We start from the raw sequence: 15,353 nt of genomic DNA, 5'->3' as shown, positions 1-15,353 counted from the left end.
CTCTTACGTGTAGGCAAGTTCTGTTAGACTTGTCGCCGAGTTGTCCCCCGGTTTGTGGGACTGCTTTACAATCACCAGATGGGGATTTAACGGATGAAACTGAAAAACACCTTGGGCTTTGCCATTGGTTCTCTTATTGCTGCCACTTCTTTCGGCGCTCTGGCACAAGGCCAAGGCGCAGTTGAAGGCCAGCTGTTCTACAAGAAGCAGTACAACGATAGCGTTAAGCACATCGAAGACGGCTTCAACCCTGGCGCAAGCATCGGTTACTTCTTGACCGACGACGTGTCGATCAACCTGAACTACGACACGACCAACCACACCCGCTCCAACGGCGGTACTGGCAACCAGAAGATCAAAGGTGACACTGGCAGCGTGACTGCTCAGTACCACTTCGGTCAGGCCGGTGTTGACTCCCTGCGTCCATACGTTGAAGGTGGTTTCGGTCACCAGAGCCGTACCAACGTTGCTGCTGACGGTCACACTGGTCGTGACCAGTCGACCCTGGCTATCGCTGGCGCTGGCGTGAAGTACTACTTCACCAACAACCTGTTCGCACGTGCTGGCGTTGAAGCTGACTACGCACTGGACAACGGCAAGTGGGATTACTCCGCACTGGTCGGCCTGGGTGTGAACTTCGGCGGTAACGCTGGCGCAGTTGCTCCAGCTCCTACCCCAGCACCAGCTCCAGAGCCAACTCCAGAGCCAGAAGCTCCAGTTGCTCAGGTTGTTCGTGTTGAGCTGGACGTGAAGTTCGACTTCGACAAGTCGGTTGTTAAGCCTAACAGCTACGGCGACGTGAAAAACCTCGCTGACTTCATGAAACAGTACCCACAGACCACCACCGTTGTTGAAGGTCACACTGACTCCGTCGGTCCTGACGCTTACAACCAGAAGCTGTCCCAGCGTCGTGCTGACGCGGTCAAGCAAGTTCTGGTCAAAGACGGTATCGCTCCTAACCGTGTAAGCTCGGTTGGTTATGGCAAATCCCGCCCAGTTGCTGACAACGCAACTGAAGCTGGCCGCGCTATCAACCGTCGCGTAGAAGCCTCGGTAGAAGCTCAAGCTGCTCAGTAATTACTGAGTGGTAGAAAAAAGCCCGGCTTAGGCCGGGCTTTTTTTCGCCTGTGATTTGCCTCAAATGCTGGCTGAGACCGCAACCCGGATCGCCTGTGCAGTGGCGGCAACAGGGCCGATCACCAGGATCGCCGGGCTCTTCAGGGCAAACGCCTGCGCATCCGCATGCATAGACGCCAGACGACTGCGACATTCGCGCTGCTGGGGCAACGATGCGTTTTCGATCATCGCCACCGGCATATCCGCGGCCATTCCGCCTTCCAGCAGTTGCCGACGAATCTCTTCAAGTTTTGCCACCCCCATATACACCACCAGCGTCGTGCCACCCTCGACCAGCGCACGCCAGTTCAGGCTACTGTCGTCCTGAGTATGCGCCGTGACCAGCGTTACGCCTCGGCTGACACCGCGCAACGTCAGCGGGATATCGCAATTCGTTGCCCCCGCCAGCCCCGCTGTAATCCCGTTGACCAATTCCACCTCCACCCCGCGCTCGCGCAACCACCTCGCCTCTTCGCCGCCTCGACCAAAAATGCACGGGTCACCGCCTTTAAGTCGCACCACGCATTTACCCTGGCGCGCATAACGCTGCATCAGGCGGTGAATGAAATCCTGCGGCGTCGAACGGCAACCCCCACGCTTGCCTACGGTAATTACCCGCGCGTTGACGCAGTGTTCCAGCACTGCCGGGTTGACCAAATCATCGATCAGCACCACATCGGCTTCGTGCAGGGCCCGCACCGCCTTGAGGGTCAACAACTCCGGATCACCCGGCCCTGCGCCCACCAGCCAAACCTTTGCGCTCATATTTTCCCCTCACACACGCATTGCGATTGGCTGCGGGTTGCTGGCCAAAAGACGTTTGATTTCCGGTACGCAGGAGCCGCATTGAGTGCCGCAGCCGAGTTCCTGTTTGAGCCCGTCCAGGTCCAGTCCACGGCCGATACCGGCGCACACCGCGCTTTCGCTGACGTTCTTGCAGTTGCACAAAGTCTTGGTGCTGGCTGTCGCGCCACCCGGTGGAGCACTGAGCGGCGCCAACAGCCAGCGACGTAGTTGTTCGTCAGCCCGGCCTTCCTGCCAGAGTTTTTGCAGCCAGTGTCGGGCCAGGGTTTCGCCTGCCAGGCGCAGCGCAGTAATGCGGCCTTTTTCAATTTTGACGCGCTTGCCGATTGAGCGACGGGGGTCGTCATAGGCCATGACAGGGCCGTCGTTCAGGCCCAGCAGTTCGTCGATTCGGGTCAACAGTTGCAGGTCGGGCGCTTCGGTGTGCGCAGCGCGCACCAGCAGCGCCGGCCTTTCGCGCCCGGCCAGGCTGAGGCTGACGTAGGCAAAGCCCTCGCACAGCGGGCGCAGGGCCTCAAAGTGTTGCTGTATATTTCCTTCGATCAGCGCGAACAGCTGCCATGGCAGTTGCACTGGCTCCAGGCGCACGCCGCTGTGCTTGAGTTCGGGTTGTTTTGACAGGGGATCGAACGCCGGTGGGGTCAGGACGTTGACGCCGCCTTTGAGAAAGCGATCGCCCCAATGCATGGGCAAGAACGCCTGGCCTGGACGCACGCTGTCGTCACTGCTGACGGCGACGATCACGCTGCCGCGACGGCTTTTCAGGCTGACCAGGTCACCTTCTTTGAAGCGATGGCGGCGTAACTCTTCCGGGTGCAGGCTCAGTAACGCCTCACTGACGTGCCCGAACAACTGCGCCGCCGTGCCGGTGCGGCTCATGCCGTGCCACTGGTCGCGCAGGCGGCCGGTGATAAGGGTCAGCGGGAAGCGCGCGTCCCGCTGTTCCTTGGCGGCGCGGTAAGGGTCGGCGATAAAGTGCGCGCGGCCGGTTTCGGTGGGGAAGGTGCCATCGGTGTACAGGCGCGGCGTTCCCGTTTGCGCGCCCACGGGAAATGGCCATTGCTGCGGGCCGATCTGATCGAGCAGGGCATGGCTGAGGCCTGACAAGTCTAGGTCGCGGTCGCCGGTCAGTCCTTTGTACTCATCAAAAATCTGCGCAGGTTGTTCAAACGTAAACAGGCTGGTCGATCCCGGCCGTAAGCGACGCTCCAGCCGCCGTGCGAAATCCACCGTAATCGCCCAATCGGGACGCGCTTCTCCTGGTGGGACGATGGCGCGGCGCACGTGGGAAATACGCCGTTCGGAGTTGGTCACTGTGCCTTCCTTCTCCCCCCAACTGGCGGCAGGCAGCAGCAGGTCGGCATAGGCAGCAGTTTCGGTCGTGCGAAAGGCTTCCTGCAAGACCACGAACGGGCAGGCGGCCAAGGCCGCACGGACGCTGTTCTGGTCTGGCAGGGATTGCGCAGGGTTGGTACAGGCAATCCACAATGCCTTGATCTTGCCGGCCTGGATTTGCTCGAACAGTTCGATCGCCGTTAACCCGGTTGTCGTGGGCAACGATTCAACCCCCCAATAGGCGGCGACTTGCGCTCGGTGTTCGGGGTTGGCCGCTTCGCGGTGCCCTGGCAGTAAATTCGACAAGCTGCCGGTCTCGCGTCCACCCATCGCATTGGGCTGACCCGTCAGGGAAAACGGCCCACAGCCCGGTCGGCCAATCGTGCCGGTCGCCAGGTGCAAGTTGATCAGCGCGCTGTTTTTCGCACTGCCGGCGGTGGATTGGTTCAGCCCCATGCACCACAGCGACAGAAAACTGCTGGACGTGCCGACCCATTGCGCACAAAGGCGCAGTTGCTCGACGCTGATCCCGCACAACTGCGTGACCATTTGCGGTGTGTAGTCATGCACCAGTCGCTTTAACTCGGCCAACCCATCGGTATGCGCCTGGATAAAGTCGCGGTCGATCCAGTCTTCCCACAGCAACAGATGCAAAATTCCGTGAAACAACGCGACGTCCGTGCCCGGCAAGATCGCCAAGTGCAGGTCAGCCAAATCGCAGGTGTCGGTACGCCGGGGGTCAATGACCACGACTTTCATCTGTGGACGCCGGGATTTAGCTTCCTCCAGGCGTCGGAACAATACTGGGTGGGCGTAGGCCATGTTGCTGCCGACGATCATCACACAGTCGCTGGACTCCAGGTCTTCATAACTGCACGGCGGTGCATCGGCGCCCAGGCTGCGCTTGTAGCCAACCACCGCCGAAGACATGCACAGCCGCGAGTTGCTGTCGATATTGTTGGTGCCGACCACCGCGCGGGCCAGCTTGTTGAAGCTGTAATAGTCCTCTGTCAGCAATTGCCCGGAGATGTAGAACGCCACGCTGTCCGGCCCGTGCTCGGCGATGGTGTCGGCGAACACGTTGGCCGCGTGTTCGAGAGCCGTGTCCCAGTCGGTGCGGGCACGGACCAGGCCTTTGCCCAGGCGAAGCTCCGGGTACAAGGCGCGGGCAGCCAGGTCGCCGGTCAGGTGCAGGCTGGCGCCTTTGCTGCACAACTTGCCGAAGTTTGCCGGGTGGTTCGGGTCGCCTTGCACGCCCAGGATCTGCGAGCCGTCATGCTCGATCAGCACGCCGCAACCCACCCCGCAATAACAACACGTGGATGCAGTGGTCTGGCGGTTCATCAACCCGCGTCCCGCAGGGCCAACATCACTCGGCCGTTTTCCACGCGGGCGAAGTGATGATGGGCGCAGCCAATATCCGGTGCCTGGGCTTCGCCGGACGCCAGGTCGATCTGCCAGTTATGCAGCGGGCAGGCCACGCGCTTGCCATAGATCAAACCTTGGGACAGTGGCCCGCCCTTGTGCGGACAGCGGTCGTCGAGGGCGAAAACTTCGTCATCACTGGTACGAAAAATCGCGATATCGCCTTTGGGTCCATTGATGATGCGCGAACCCAGAGTGTTGATTTCATCGAGGGCGCAAATATCCAGCCAGTTCATGCCTGCACCTCCAGTTGCTTGACGGGAATAACCTCGAACTCCTTTTTCAGCAGCGGCTGCTCCAGGCGTTCCTTCCAAGGGTCTTGTTCGAATGACAGTGAGAACTGCAGGCGCTCATTGAGCGCCTGGCGCCTGGCCGGGTCTTCCAATACGGCCTTCTTGATATGTTCCATGCCCACCCGTTGCAGGTAATGCACGGTGCGCTCTAGGTAGAAGGCTTCTTCGCGGTACAGCTGCAGGAAAGCGCCGTTGTATTCGCGGACTTCTTCGGCGGTTTTCAGCTTGACGAAGAACGCTGCGACTTCGGTTTTGATCCCGCCATTGCCGCCGATATACATCTCCCAGCCGGAGTCGACACCGATAATTCCTACGTCCTTGATGCCCGCTTCCGAGCAATTGCGTGGGCAGCCCGACACTGCCAGCTTGACCTTGTGCGGCGACCACATATTGAACAGGTCATGCTCCAGTTCGATGCCCAACTGCGTGGAGTTCTGAGTGCCGAAGCGGCAGAACTCGCTGCCGACGCAGGTCTTCACGGTGCGGATGGATTTGCCGTAAGCATGGCCGGACGGCATGTCGAGGTCTTTCCAGACGCCGGGCAGGTCCTGTTTCTTGATGCCCAGCAGGTCAATACGCTGGCCGCCGGTGACCTTGACCATCGGCACGTTGTACTTGTCGGCCACATCGGCGATACGCCGTAGCTCCGAGGGATTGGTCACCCCGCCCCACATCCGGGGGACTACAGAATAGGTGCCGTCCTTCTGAATATTGGCGTGGGCGCGTTCGTTGATCAGGCGCGATTGCGGGTCATCCCTGGCTTCGCCGGGCCAGGTGGAAATCAGGTAGTAATTCAATGCCGGGCGGCAAGTGGCACAGCCATTGGGTGTGCGCCAGTTCAGGTAAGTCATGGTGCTGGCGATGGTCAGCAGATGCTGTTCGCGGATAGCCTGGCGGATTTGCCCGTGGTTGAGGTCGCTGCAACCGCAAATAGCTTTTTCGCTTTTCGGTTTGACGTCCGCAGCGCCTCCCACGGTGTTGATTAAAATCTGTTCCACCAGCCCGGCACACGAGCCGCAGGAGCTGGCGGCCTTGGTGTGCTTTTTCACCTCGTCAACGCTGAACAGCCCATGTTCCTGAATCGCCTTGACGATGGTGCCCTTGCACACGCCGTTGCATCCGCAGACTTCGGCGTTGTCGGCCATGCTCATGGCCTTGTCCTGGCCTTGATGGCCTACATCGCCGAGAGTGTTTTCGCCAAACATCAAGTGATCGCGGATCTCGCCAATCGCGTGGTTCTCACGGATCTGACGGAAATACCAACCGCCGTCTGCGGTATCGCCGTACAGGCAGGCGCCGACCAGGATGTCGTCCTTGATCACCAGTTTCTTGTAAACGCCACCGATCGGGTCGGAGAGGGTGATGGTCTCGGTGCCTTCGCCGCCCATAAAGTCGCCAGCCGAGAACAATTCGATGCCGGTCACCTTCAATTTGGTCGAAGTGACCGAACCCTTATAGGTCGCAAAGCCCAACTGGGCCAGATGATTGGCGCAGACCTTGGCTTGCTCGAACAGCGGCGCCACCAGCCCGTAGGCAATCCCGCGATGGTTGGCACATTCACCGATGGCATAGATGCGCGGGTCGTAGGTTTGCAGGGTGTCGTTGACCAGAATCCCACGGTTGCAGGGGATGCCGGACTTTTCCGCGAGTTCAGTGTTGGGGCGGATACCGGCGGCCATTACCACCAGATCGGCGGGGATGATGTCGCCATTCTTGAATTGCACGGAGCCAACGCGGCCATTGCCGGCGTCGTGCAGGGCCTGGGTCTGTTCACACAGCCGAAACACCAGGCCACGGTTTTCCAGTTCGGTTTGCAGTAACTGGCCGCTGGTCTTGTCCAGCTGGCGCTCCAGCAGCCATTCGCCGATATGCACCACAGTCACGTGCATGCCGCGCAGCATCAGACCGTTGGCGGCTTCCAGGCCGAGCAGACCACCGCCGATCACCACGGCGTGCGTGTGGGTCTTGGCGGTGTCGATCATGGCCTGGGTATCGGCGATGTCGCGGTAGCCGATTACACCCTTTAAGGTGTTGCCGGGGATCGGCAGGATAAACGGCGTTGAGCCGGTGGCGATCAGCAGGCGATCGTATTCGGCTTCGCTGCCGTCTTCGGCAATAACGATGCGTTTGACGCGGTCGATCTGCACCACTTTGCGGTTGAGCAACAGCTTGATGTTGTTATCCAGGTACCAACTGAGATCGTTGAGCACGATCTCTTCAAACGTCTGCTCGCCCGCCAGCACCGGCGACAACAGAATTCGGTTGTAGTTGGTGTGGGGCTCGGCGCCGAACACGGTGATGTCGTACAGTTCGCTGCTCAGCTTGAGCAATTCCTCGAGGGTGCGAACCCCGGCCATGCCGTTGCCGATCATCACCAATTTGAGTCTTTTCATGTCGTTCTCCGTAATGGCTCGACAAATCACGCGCAAACAAAAAAGGCGTCCCCGCTAGTTAGCTAGCGAGGACGCCTTTGTCCTAGTCCCGTTCTCTCGGGAAGCTCGGCCCTTCGACGTTGAAGGAGCGGCTATATGTGTGTTGTTGAAAAAGTTAATGCAGTGGTTGTGCCAAGTTACCCAGCGCCCGGTTTTATTGGGGAGAGTGCCGATATCCCTGAGTTTATTCGCCCTCTAGTGGTGCAACAGCCAGTAAGCCAGCACCAGATTGACCAGCAGCGATGCCAGCGCCACGGTTTGCCAGACCTTGAGCGGTTCGCGCTCCAGCAGCGGTTTGGGCCGCACGCTCAACTCACGGCGGTCGGCCTGCTCCAGCACCAGCAGCCATTCTTCGGCTGTTTCATAGCGTTGTGCGGGGTGAGCCGCCACCGCGCGTTCCAGGCTGAGGGGCAACCAGTCCGGCAGGTCGGGGCGATAGCGGCTGGCGCTGACGGGCTGGGTGAAACGGGGTCGTTGGAAGGTTTCGATTTCGCCGTAGGGGTAATGCCCGGTCAGTAGGTAATACAGCGTGACACCGACGCCGTATAAGTCTTGTTGCGCCGTAGGAGGTTCGCCACTGAAAGCCTCGGGTGCGATAAAACTCGGCGTGCCGGGCAGCACATGGGCGCGGTCCTCGGAGAGCCCCGGGCAATACGCCAGGCCGAAATCCAAGACGCGCAGTTCGCCATCGTCACCCAATAATACGTTCTGCGGCTTGATGTCCCGGTGCAGGATCTGCCGCCGATGCAGCATGCCTACCGCCCGCAACAAGCGCTCGGCGATGGACTGCCACTGCGCCAGGGGCAATGGGCCCTGATGCTGGAACAGTTCTGCAAGGGTGTGCCCCGGATATTCACGCATCACGTAGTACAAATGCTGACGCCCACTGGCCGCATGGACTTCAGGAAACGCGCGCCCGGCCACTCGCCGCAGAAACCATTCTTCCGAGAGCAGCGCTTGGCCCGCATCGTTGTCATCCTCGCGGTTAAGCGGCAAGGTTTTCAGCAGCCAAGGCTGCTGCTGTGCATCGCGTACGCGGTACAACAAGGACTGGCGACTCTGCGCCAACACGCTTTCAACCTGCCAGCCCTCAAAGTGTTGCCCGGCTTTCAGGGCCGGTGGCAGCGGCCATTGCTGCAACTGCACCAGCGCATCGCCAAGGGTGGCGGCACCCAGTCTGTCGATACGCACCAGCAGCGCGCTGGCATTGTCCTGGCTGGCGGCCAGGTGTGCGGCGTTGACCAGGGTGTTGACCGCCAGATCCAGGTCGGTTTGCTCACGCAGAATCGCCCGGATGCTTTGATCGCCCAAGGTGGCCCACACGCCATCGCTGAGCAGCAGGAAACATTCACCCTCACGCAATTCGCCGTCGAGAAAATCCAGTACCAGGTGTTGATCCAGGCCAAGGGCGCGCTTGAGCACATGGTGCATGCCCGGTTGCTCCCACACGTGGTCTTCGCTGATGCGCTGCAATTCGCCGTCCAGCCAGCGATAGACCCGGCAATCGCCGACATGTGCGAGCGTGAAGCGTTGGCCGCGAAACACCAGGGCGCTGAGGGTGGTCAACAGTGGCTGGCCGCCGCCGTTGGCCTGTAGCCAGCGATTCTGCGCCAGCAGCAAACGTTCGAGCGCCTGTGCTACGCCCCAGGTTTGCGGCGTGGCGTAGTAGTCCAGCGCCAGCGCCTGCAAGGTCGAGCGCGCGGCCAGGCCACCGTCGGCACATTGGCTGACACCGTCGGCCATGGCGCACAGGTAACCCTTGCTTGCGGCCAGTTCCGCCACCGGGGTGACCACGCGCAGGGCATCCTGGTTTTCCGCTCGAGGGCCGATGGCGCTGGCGTGGGCGATGCTCAGTTGCAGGCTCATCAGACGCGTGCGGCGGTCACGGCGGCCGAGCCCCAGGTGGTTCTCCAGCGACGTTTGACGCCGTGCAGGCCAAACCAGGCCACCACGCCGAGGCTGGCGAACAACCACAGGGCCATCTGATAACTGCCAGTGCTTTGTTTGATCGCACCCATACCCGCAGCGAGGGCGAAGCCGCCGATACCGCCAGCCATGCCGATCAGGCCGGTCATCACGCCGATCTCGCGGCGAAAACGTTGGGGAACCAGTTGGAACACCGCGCCATTACCCGCGCCGAGGCCGAGCATGGTGCAGACGAAAAGCGCCAATGCAGCGTAGGAACTTGGCAGGTTGAACCCGACCGCAGCGATGCAGATTGCCGCCACGCTGTACATGCCGAGCAGGGTACGAATCCCGCCGAAACGGTCAGCCAGGGCGCCGCCCAACGGACGCATCAGGCTGCCACCAAATACGCAGGCGGCGGTGTAGTAGCCGGCGGTCACCGGGCTCAGGCCGTATTGGTCGTTGAAGTAGCCGGGCAGGGCGCTGGCCAGTCCGATAAAGCCGCCGAAGGTCACGCTGTAGAAGAACATGAACCACCAGCTGTCGCGGTCGCCCAGGGCCTTGAAGTAGTCAGCCATGGATTTGGCTTTCGCACGTTCAGGGGCATTGCGCGCAAGCCAGGCGAAGACAATCAGGGTGAGGATCAGCGGAATCAGCGCGAAGCCGAACACATTGCTCCAGCCATACGCAGCGGCCAGCACCGGTGCCAGCAGCGCGGCAAACACGGTGCCGGAGTTACCGGCGCCGGCGATGCCCATGGCCTTGCCTTGGTGTTCAGCGGGATACCACTGGGACGCCAGGGGCAGGGCAACCGCAAAGGACGCTCCGGCCATGCCAAGGAACGCGCCGAGCAGCAGGGCTTGCTCGTAGCTGTGGATGCCAAGCTTCCAGGCCCCGAACAATGCTGCGATCACAATCACCTGACCGATCAGGCCGGCGGTCTTGGGCGACAGCTTGTCGGCCAGCATGCCCATTAAAAAGCGCAGTACCGCGCCGGCCAGGATCGGCGTCGCCACCACCAGGCCACGTTGCTGGGTGGTCAGGTGCAGGTCGGCGGCGATCTGTACCGCCAGCGGGCCCAACAGGTACCAGACCATGAAGCTCAGGTCGAAATACAGGAACGCGGCAAACAGGGTCGGGGTGTGCCCGGATTTCCAGAAGCTTGATTTCATCACGCACCTCAACGGTTGGGAGTCTTGTAAGAAGGCCTGGTGATGGAACAGCCGTTTAGGGCCGCCCCACCGGCCCCATGTTCTGGGGCCAAAACAAAAAAACGCCGCCACCGGGTTTGCGAGGGCAAACCGAGTGGGCGACGTCTTTGTCGTAGAAGGGGCAACCGCCGTTGGTTACCTGTGAGGATTCTTTAGCAAGAGCTGCGCCAGTTCAGCCGAGTAACTCGCTCATCGCAATAATCTGCTCCGCCACCTGGATCAGTTTCTGTTGGCGGCTCATGGCCTGGCGGCGCATCAGGGTGTAGGCCTCTTCCTCATTGCAGTGCTTCATTTTCATCAGCATGCCTTTGGCCAGCTCGATGCGTTTACGCTCGGCCAGTTGCTGATCCCGGGCCTGGAGCTGCGCGCGCAGGGCCTGGTCGCTTTCAAAACGCGCCATGGCCACGTCCAGGATGGGCTGGAGGCGTTGGGCCTGAATGCCTTCAACGATGTAGGCGCTGACACCGGATTTGATTGCCTGGCGCATCACATTCGGGTCGTGCTCGTCGGTAAACATCACGATCGGCCGGGGTTGGTCGCGGCTGACCAGCACCACTTGCTCCATCACATCGCGACCGGGCGACTCGGTATCGATCAGGATCACGTCCGGTCGCACCGTTTCGACGCGCGCAGGCAGGTCAATGGTCAGGCCGGACTCATCGATTACCTCGAATCCTGCTTCGGTCAGCGCGGCCTTCAGGCGCCCGACTTTGCGCGGGGTATCGTTGATCAACAGGATTCGCAACATCGTGGGTCCTCCTGTCAACGCTGGGCGTGGCGGCTGGAAGGGTCGGCCATGGCGTGCAGGCGGAAACTGCGGGCATACGCGGCGGGGTTGGAGCCGTCCCAGATTTTGCCGTCGATTAACTGGCTGCTGCGCATGTCCTGGCCGTTTGCCGGAACGCCGACGGCAGCGGCCGCTTGACGATACAGGTCCAGTTGCTGCACCTGGCGGGCAACGCCGAGGTAGTCCGGGTCTTCGCGCAGCAGGCCCCAACGCCGGAACTGGGTCATGAACCACATGCCGTCGCAGAGGTACGGCAGGTTCACCTCGCCATCGGCAAAAAACCTCAAGGCATGCGGGTCTTGCCACTGGTTGCCGAGGCCATCGTCATAAGCGCCCAGCAGGCGTGGCTCGATGCAGTCGAGCGGCGTATCGAGGTAGTCGCGGGCGCTGAGCAATTGCGCCGTAGAGCGGCGGTTTTCCTGGCTTTCTTCGATAAAGCGGCTGGCCTCCAGAATCGCCATTACCAGCATGCGGGCAGTGTTCGGGTATTGATCGACGAACGCCTGGGTGCAGCCGAGTACTTTTTCCGGATGGTTCGGCCAGATCGCTTGCGTGGTCGCCAGCGTGAACCCCTGGTTTTGCTTGACTGCGCTGGCGCACCAGGGCTCGCCGACGCAAAAACCGTCGATACGCCCGGCTTGCAAGTGCGCGAGCATCTGCGGCGGTGGCACCACCACGCTGTTCACATCTTGCAATGGATGAATGCCTTGGCTGGCCAGCCAGTAATACAACCACATGGCGTGGGTGCCTGTGGGAAATGTCTGGGCGAAGGTCAGCTTTGTTCGGCTTTGGTGCACGTGACGGTCCAGTGCATCAGGAGTGACCACCCCCTGTTGTTGCAGATTGTGGGAGAGGTTGATGCTCTGGCCGTTTTGGTTGAGCCCCATCAACACGGCCATATCGGTAGAGGCTACGCCGCCAATGCCCAGGTGCACGGCATAGACCAGCCCGTACAGGCTGTGGGCGGCGTCCAGCTCACCGCTGACCAGTTTGTCGCGCAGGTTGGCCCAGGATGATTGGCGTTTGAGGTTCAGTGTCAGGCCGTAGGGCTGAGCGAAGCCCTGGGTGGCGGCGACCACCAGCGAGGCGCAATCGGTCAGCGCCATGAAGCCCAGGTCGAGGCTGCTCTTTTCCGGGGCGTCACTGCCGTTTACCCAGGCCAGCGCATTGTTCACCGGGCTGTTGCCGACCGAATCGTTCATCAACACCTACCTTTTCTGTCAAAAAAAAGCGTCGTTTCCTTAGATGGCAGCGCGGTGATGCCTGCGCAGGCCATTGCGGGGTAACGACGCCTTTGTCTGTAGGCACGCTCCGACGTTGGTGCGCGCTCTGATGCAAAGTCCATAGCAAGGCACATGCCACGGGCAGATAGAGGTGGCCTGCCGTCAGCTTTCCATCAAGATTGAAAGTCGACGGCCTTTCAGTATGGCCGCTTCTTTGCGCCAGACTGCCAGGAACCCCTGCGTGTATATCGAACCCCCGGCAATGATGAGTTTCCACAGGCTGTGCCCCTGGCTGATGTGCCTTACGTTGTTGCTGGCAAACGCTCCCGCCCTGGGGGAAAGCTACCAGGCGCGGGATGAAAGCCTGCATACCTTTTTTACCGCGTTATCGGTGCCTTTGGGCCAGCCCGTCGTCGTCAGCCGCGACGTGGCGCGCAAGCGTATCTCCGGGGTATTCGATTTGGGGGTGGCTCAGCAGACCCTGGAGGCGGTCGCCGCGCAACAAGGTCTGATCTGGTACAGCGACGGGCAGGTGCTTTATCTGTATGACGCCGGCGAAGCAAAAAGCTCGGCGGTGGCGCTGCGGCATATCTCGGTCGACAGGTTGCGAGGGTTCATGCGCCGTTCGGGGCTAGATGAATCACGTTATCCCCTCAGGGAGAGCGGCGGGCGGACGTTCTATGTGGCCGGGCCACCCAATTATGTGGATCAGGTGTTGCACCTGGCCCGGCTGATGGACAGGCAACGCACCGAGGTGCGCATGGGCAAGCAGATCTTCGGCGTGGTGCAGGTATTCAATACCCACGTGGCGGACCGTCAATACGCCATGGGTAACGACAAGGTCAATGTGCCGGGCATGGCCTCGATAATCGAAAACCTGCTGGCGATCGAGCAGAAGGATGCCACGCAGCGCCAGCCGGGTTTACTGGCTGACAAGAGCTTGTTAGTGATTGCCTATCCTGACTCCAACAGTTTGTTGATCAAGGGCAAGCCTGCCCAGGTGAAGGTGATTGAAGACCTGGTGGCGGAGCTGGACAAGCCCAAACGTCCGATTGAAGTGTCACTGTGGCAGGTCGATGTGGACCGCGACGAACTCGAGAAGCTCGGCGCAGCCTGGGCCCGGGAAACCGACGGCGTGGCTTCCGTGACGCGCGTCATGGAACCCTTGGACGATAACCGCTTGATGGTGCAACTCAATGCGCTGGAGCGTCGCCGCAAAGCCAGGATCACAGCGTACCCGGTGATACTCACCCAGGAAAATGTACCAGCGGTGTTCCAGGATCAGCACACGTTCTACCTGCCCAACCCCGGTGACAATAAAGGCGAATGGCAGCCCGTACGCTATGGCACCGAAGCCAGTGTGCTACCGCGCTTTGCTCAAGCGAATCAGATCGAAATGCTGCTGAGTCTCGAGGATGGCCGCCAGATGGCGGGTAAAACCACGCCTGGCGCCGCAGGGGCGGCAGGCAGAGTGGGAATCAGCACGGTGGTGCGCGTGGCGCAGGGTAAACGCCTGTGGCTGGGCGGTTTTCGACGTGATGACGAGGGGGCGAGTCGCGGGCGACGCGCCGAGGTCCGGTTGTTTGTAATCCAGGCGCGTGCGGTTGGGAGTGAGCCCAGGATGTTGGCTGGCGCTGTGGGGCCGCCGCCGCTGACGCAGGCTCAATATGAGCGCGTGCAACGTGCGTTTGTGCGCCAAAACCATGATGTCTCTGAATGAGATAGCCGTTTAAGCACGCTTGTTGACCGTAGTGGCGAAAAATCCTACGCGGTACCCGCCGAAAGCCTCGAATTCATCGGTCTTTTCCTAGCGCTGTCCCAGGTTCAGGTTTTTATAGTCGCGGGGTTGGCGTTTCGCCATTTCTTGAAACAAGGAATTCAATGTCAGTAGTTGGATGCAGAGGTGTGTATGACCCTCACGAATGAAGGGCCGACGGCCTCATCGGTCTTTGCCGGGTGGACCTTGCATGGCGATGGACGGTTGACTGGCGATGGTGTGGACATTCAGTTGCCGCCCAAGGAGTGGCAGGTACTGCGGCTGCTGCTGGCGTCCGATGGCGCACTGATCACCAAGGATCGTTTGCTTGAGTGGGTCTGGCCACGGGGAGAGGTTGCTGAAGAGTCGCTCACCCGCTGCATTTATGCGTTGCGCAAACACTTGAAGATGGACAAGCGGTTTATCAAGACGATCTATGGCAGGGGCTATCGCTTTACCTGTGCCGTGAACGTCCGGCAACACGAACCTCGACAGACAGGGCTGGGACGTGCGCAGCGCATCTGTTCGGCTTGTGGCCAGGTGAGACATGATTAGGCGCCTGTGCAAAAGTTTACTGTTGAGCCTGTTGATGGGCAGTCTTCCAGCCTGGGCAAGTTGCTGGGATGAAGTAGCCCGTCGTTACGACATCGAACCGGAACTGTTGCAGGCCATTGCTGCCGTGGAGTCGGGGTACCAGGCGCAAGCCTTGAACGCCGGCAACAGCGATGGCTCCCGGGATATTGGCTTGATGCAAATCAACAGCATGCATTTGCCTCGCTTGCTCAAGCAGGGGATTACCCAGGAGCGGCTGCTGAGTGAGCCTTGTTTGTCGATTGAAGTGGGCGCCTCGATCCTCGCCGAGTTCATCCAGCGCTTCGGTTACAACTGGACAGCTATTGGCTCATACAACGCAGGGGCTGCGCCTGAGCGTGAGGCGTTGCGCTTACGTTATGCACAAAAGATCTGGGCTCGGTATGAGGTGCTGGTTCCGCAACGCCAATGACGATTGGACGGCACGCCTCGCACCTGGCGTGCCACCCCGGCTATAATCGGCGCCACCTTTCGC

At 60.5% G+C, this 15,353-nt stretch carries 12 protein-coding genes; 4 read left to right on the top strand and 8 right to left on the bottom strand.

Features of this window, described 5'->3' with window-relative positions:
- Window positions 1-93 precede the first annotated feature (93 nt).
- Window positions 94-1,077 (top strand): OmpA family protein, encoded by a 984-nt coding sequence (locus tag ACI77D_RS16380; RefSeq protein WP_064453625.1) that lies wholly within the window; start codon window positions 94-96, stop codon window positions 1,075-1,077.
- 60 nt (window positions 1,078-1,137) lie between these two features.
- Here ACI77D_RS16380 and cobA read toward each other — a convergent pair whose 3' ends face one another.
- The 8 genes from cobA to ACI77D_RS16340 all read right to left on the bottom strand — a co-directional run bounded on the left by cobA (window position 1,138) and on the right by ACI77D_RS16340 (window position 12,510).
- Window positions 1,138-1,881, bottom strand: coding sequence for a uroporphyrinogen-III C-methyltransferase (gene cobA, locus ACI77D_RS16375; protein WP_221295411.1), 744 nt, complete (start codon window positions 1,879-1,881; stop codon window positions 1,138-1,140).
- Window positions 1,882-1,890: 9 nt separating this feature from the next.
- Window positions 1,891-4,599, bottom strand: coding sequence for a molybdopterin-dependent oxidoreductase (locus ACI77D_RS16370; protein ID WP_407017049.1), 2,709 nt, complete (start codon window positions 4,597-4,599; stop codon window positions 1,891-1,893).
- Complete coding sequence (nirD, locus tag ACI77D_RS16365; RefSeq protein WP_064453622.1) at window positions 4,599-4,916, bottom strand: nitrite reductase small subunit NirD; 318 nt, start codon at window positions 4,914-4,916, stop codon at window positions 4,599-4,601. Before nirD ends, ACI77D_RS16370 begins: the two co-directional genes overlap by 1 nt.
- On the bottom strand, window positions 4,913-7,366 hold the full coding sequence (gene nirB / locus ACI77D_RS16360) for a nitrite reductase large subunit NirB (protein WP_407017048.1): 2,454 nt from the start codon (window positions 7,364-7,366) through the stop codon (window positions 4,913-4,915). Before nirB ends, nirD begins: the two co-directional genes overlap by 4 nt.
- 234 nt (window positions 7,367-7,600) lie before the next feature.
- On the bottom strand, window positions 7,601-9,271 hold the full coding sequence (locus tag ACI77D_RS16355) for a protein kinase domain-containing protein (RefSeq protein ID WP_407017047.1): 1,671 nt from the start codon (window positions 9,269-9,271) through the stop codon (window positions 7,601-7,603).
- A complete protein-coding gene (locus ACI77D_RS16350; RefSeq protein WP_064453619.1) occupies window positions 9,271-10,482 on the bottom strand; it encodes a NarK/NasA family nitrate transporter in 1,212 nt (403 codons plus the stop codon). The genes ACI77D_RS16355 and ACI77D_RS16350 overlap by 1 nt, the downstream gene beginning before the upstream one ends.
- A 211-nt stretch (window positions 10,483-10,693) precedes the next feature.
- Complete coding sequence (locus tag ACI77D_RS16345) at window positions 10,694-11,269, bottom strand: ANTAR domain-containing response regulator (RefSeq protein ID WP_053257467.1); 576 nt, start codon at window positions 11,267-11,269, stop codon at window positions 10,694-10,696.
- 14 nt (window positions 11,270-11,283) lie between these two features.
- A complete protein-coding gene (locus ACI77D_RS16340) occupies window positions 11,284-12,510 on the bottom strand; it encodes a CmpA/NrtA family ABC transporter substrate-binding protein (protein WP_064453618.1) in 1,227 nt (408 codons plus the stop codon).
- Between the two features lie 286 nt (window positions 12,511-12,796).
- On the opposite strand from ACI77D_RS16340, the gene sctC reads away from it, so the two are divergent.
- The 3 genes from sctC to ACI77D_RS16325 all read left to right on the top strand — a co-directional run bounded on the left by sctC (window position 12,797) and on the right by ACI77D_RS16325 (window position 15,290).
- A complete protein-coding gene (gene sctC, locus ACI77D_RS16335; RefSeq protein ID WP_407017071.1) occupies window positions 12,797-14,251 on the top strand; it encodes a type III secretion system outer membrane ring subunit SctC in 1,455 nt (484 codons plus the stop codon).
- Between the two features lie 189 nt (window positions 14,252-14,440).
- Window positions 14,441-14,842, top strand: coding sequence for a winged helix-turn-helix domain-containing protein (locus ACI77D_RS16330; RefSeq protein ID WP_221295408.1), 402 nt, complete (start codon window positions 14,441-14,443; stop codon window positions 14,840-14,842).
- Complete coding sequence (locus ACI77D_RS16325) at window positions 14,835-15,290, top strand: transglycosylase SLT domain-containing protein (protein ID WP_407017046.1); 456 nt, start codon at window positions 14,835-14,837, stop codon at window positions 15,288-15,290. Before ACI77D_RS16330 ends, ACI77D_RS16325 begins: the two co-directional genes overlap by 8 nt.
- The last annotated feature ends 63 nt before the right edge of the window (window positions 15,291-15,353 follow it).

Origin of the sequence: Pseudomonas sp. O39 (genome assembly GCF_045447295.1) — a bacterium.
Taxonomy (GTDB): Bacteria; Pseudomonadota; Gammaproteobacteria; order Pseudomonadales; family Pseudomonadaceae; genus Aquipseudomonas; species Aquipseudomonas antarctica_A.
The sequence above is the reverse complement of the archived record's forward strand: the minus strand, read 5'-3'. Positions and strand labels throughout refer to the sequence as shown.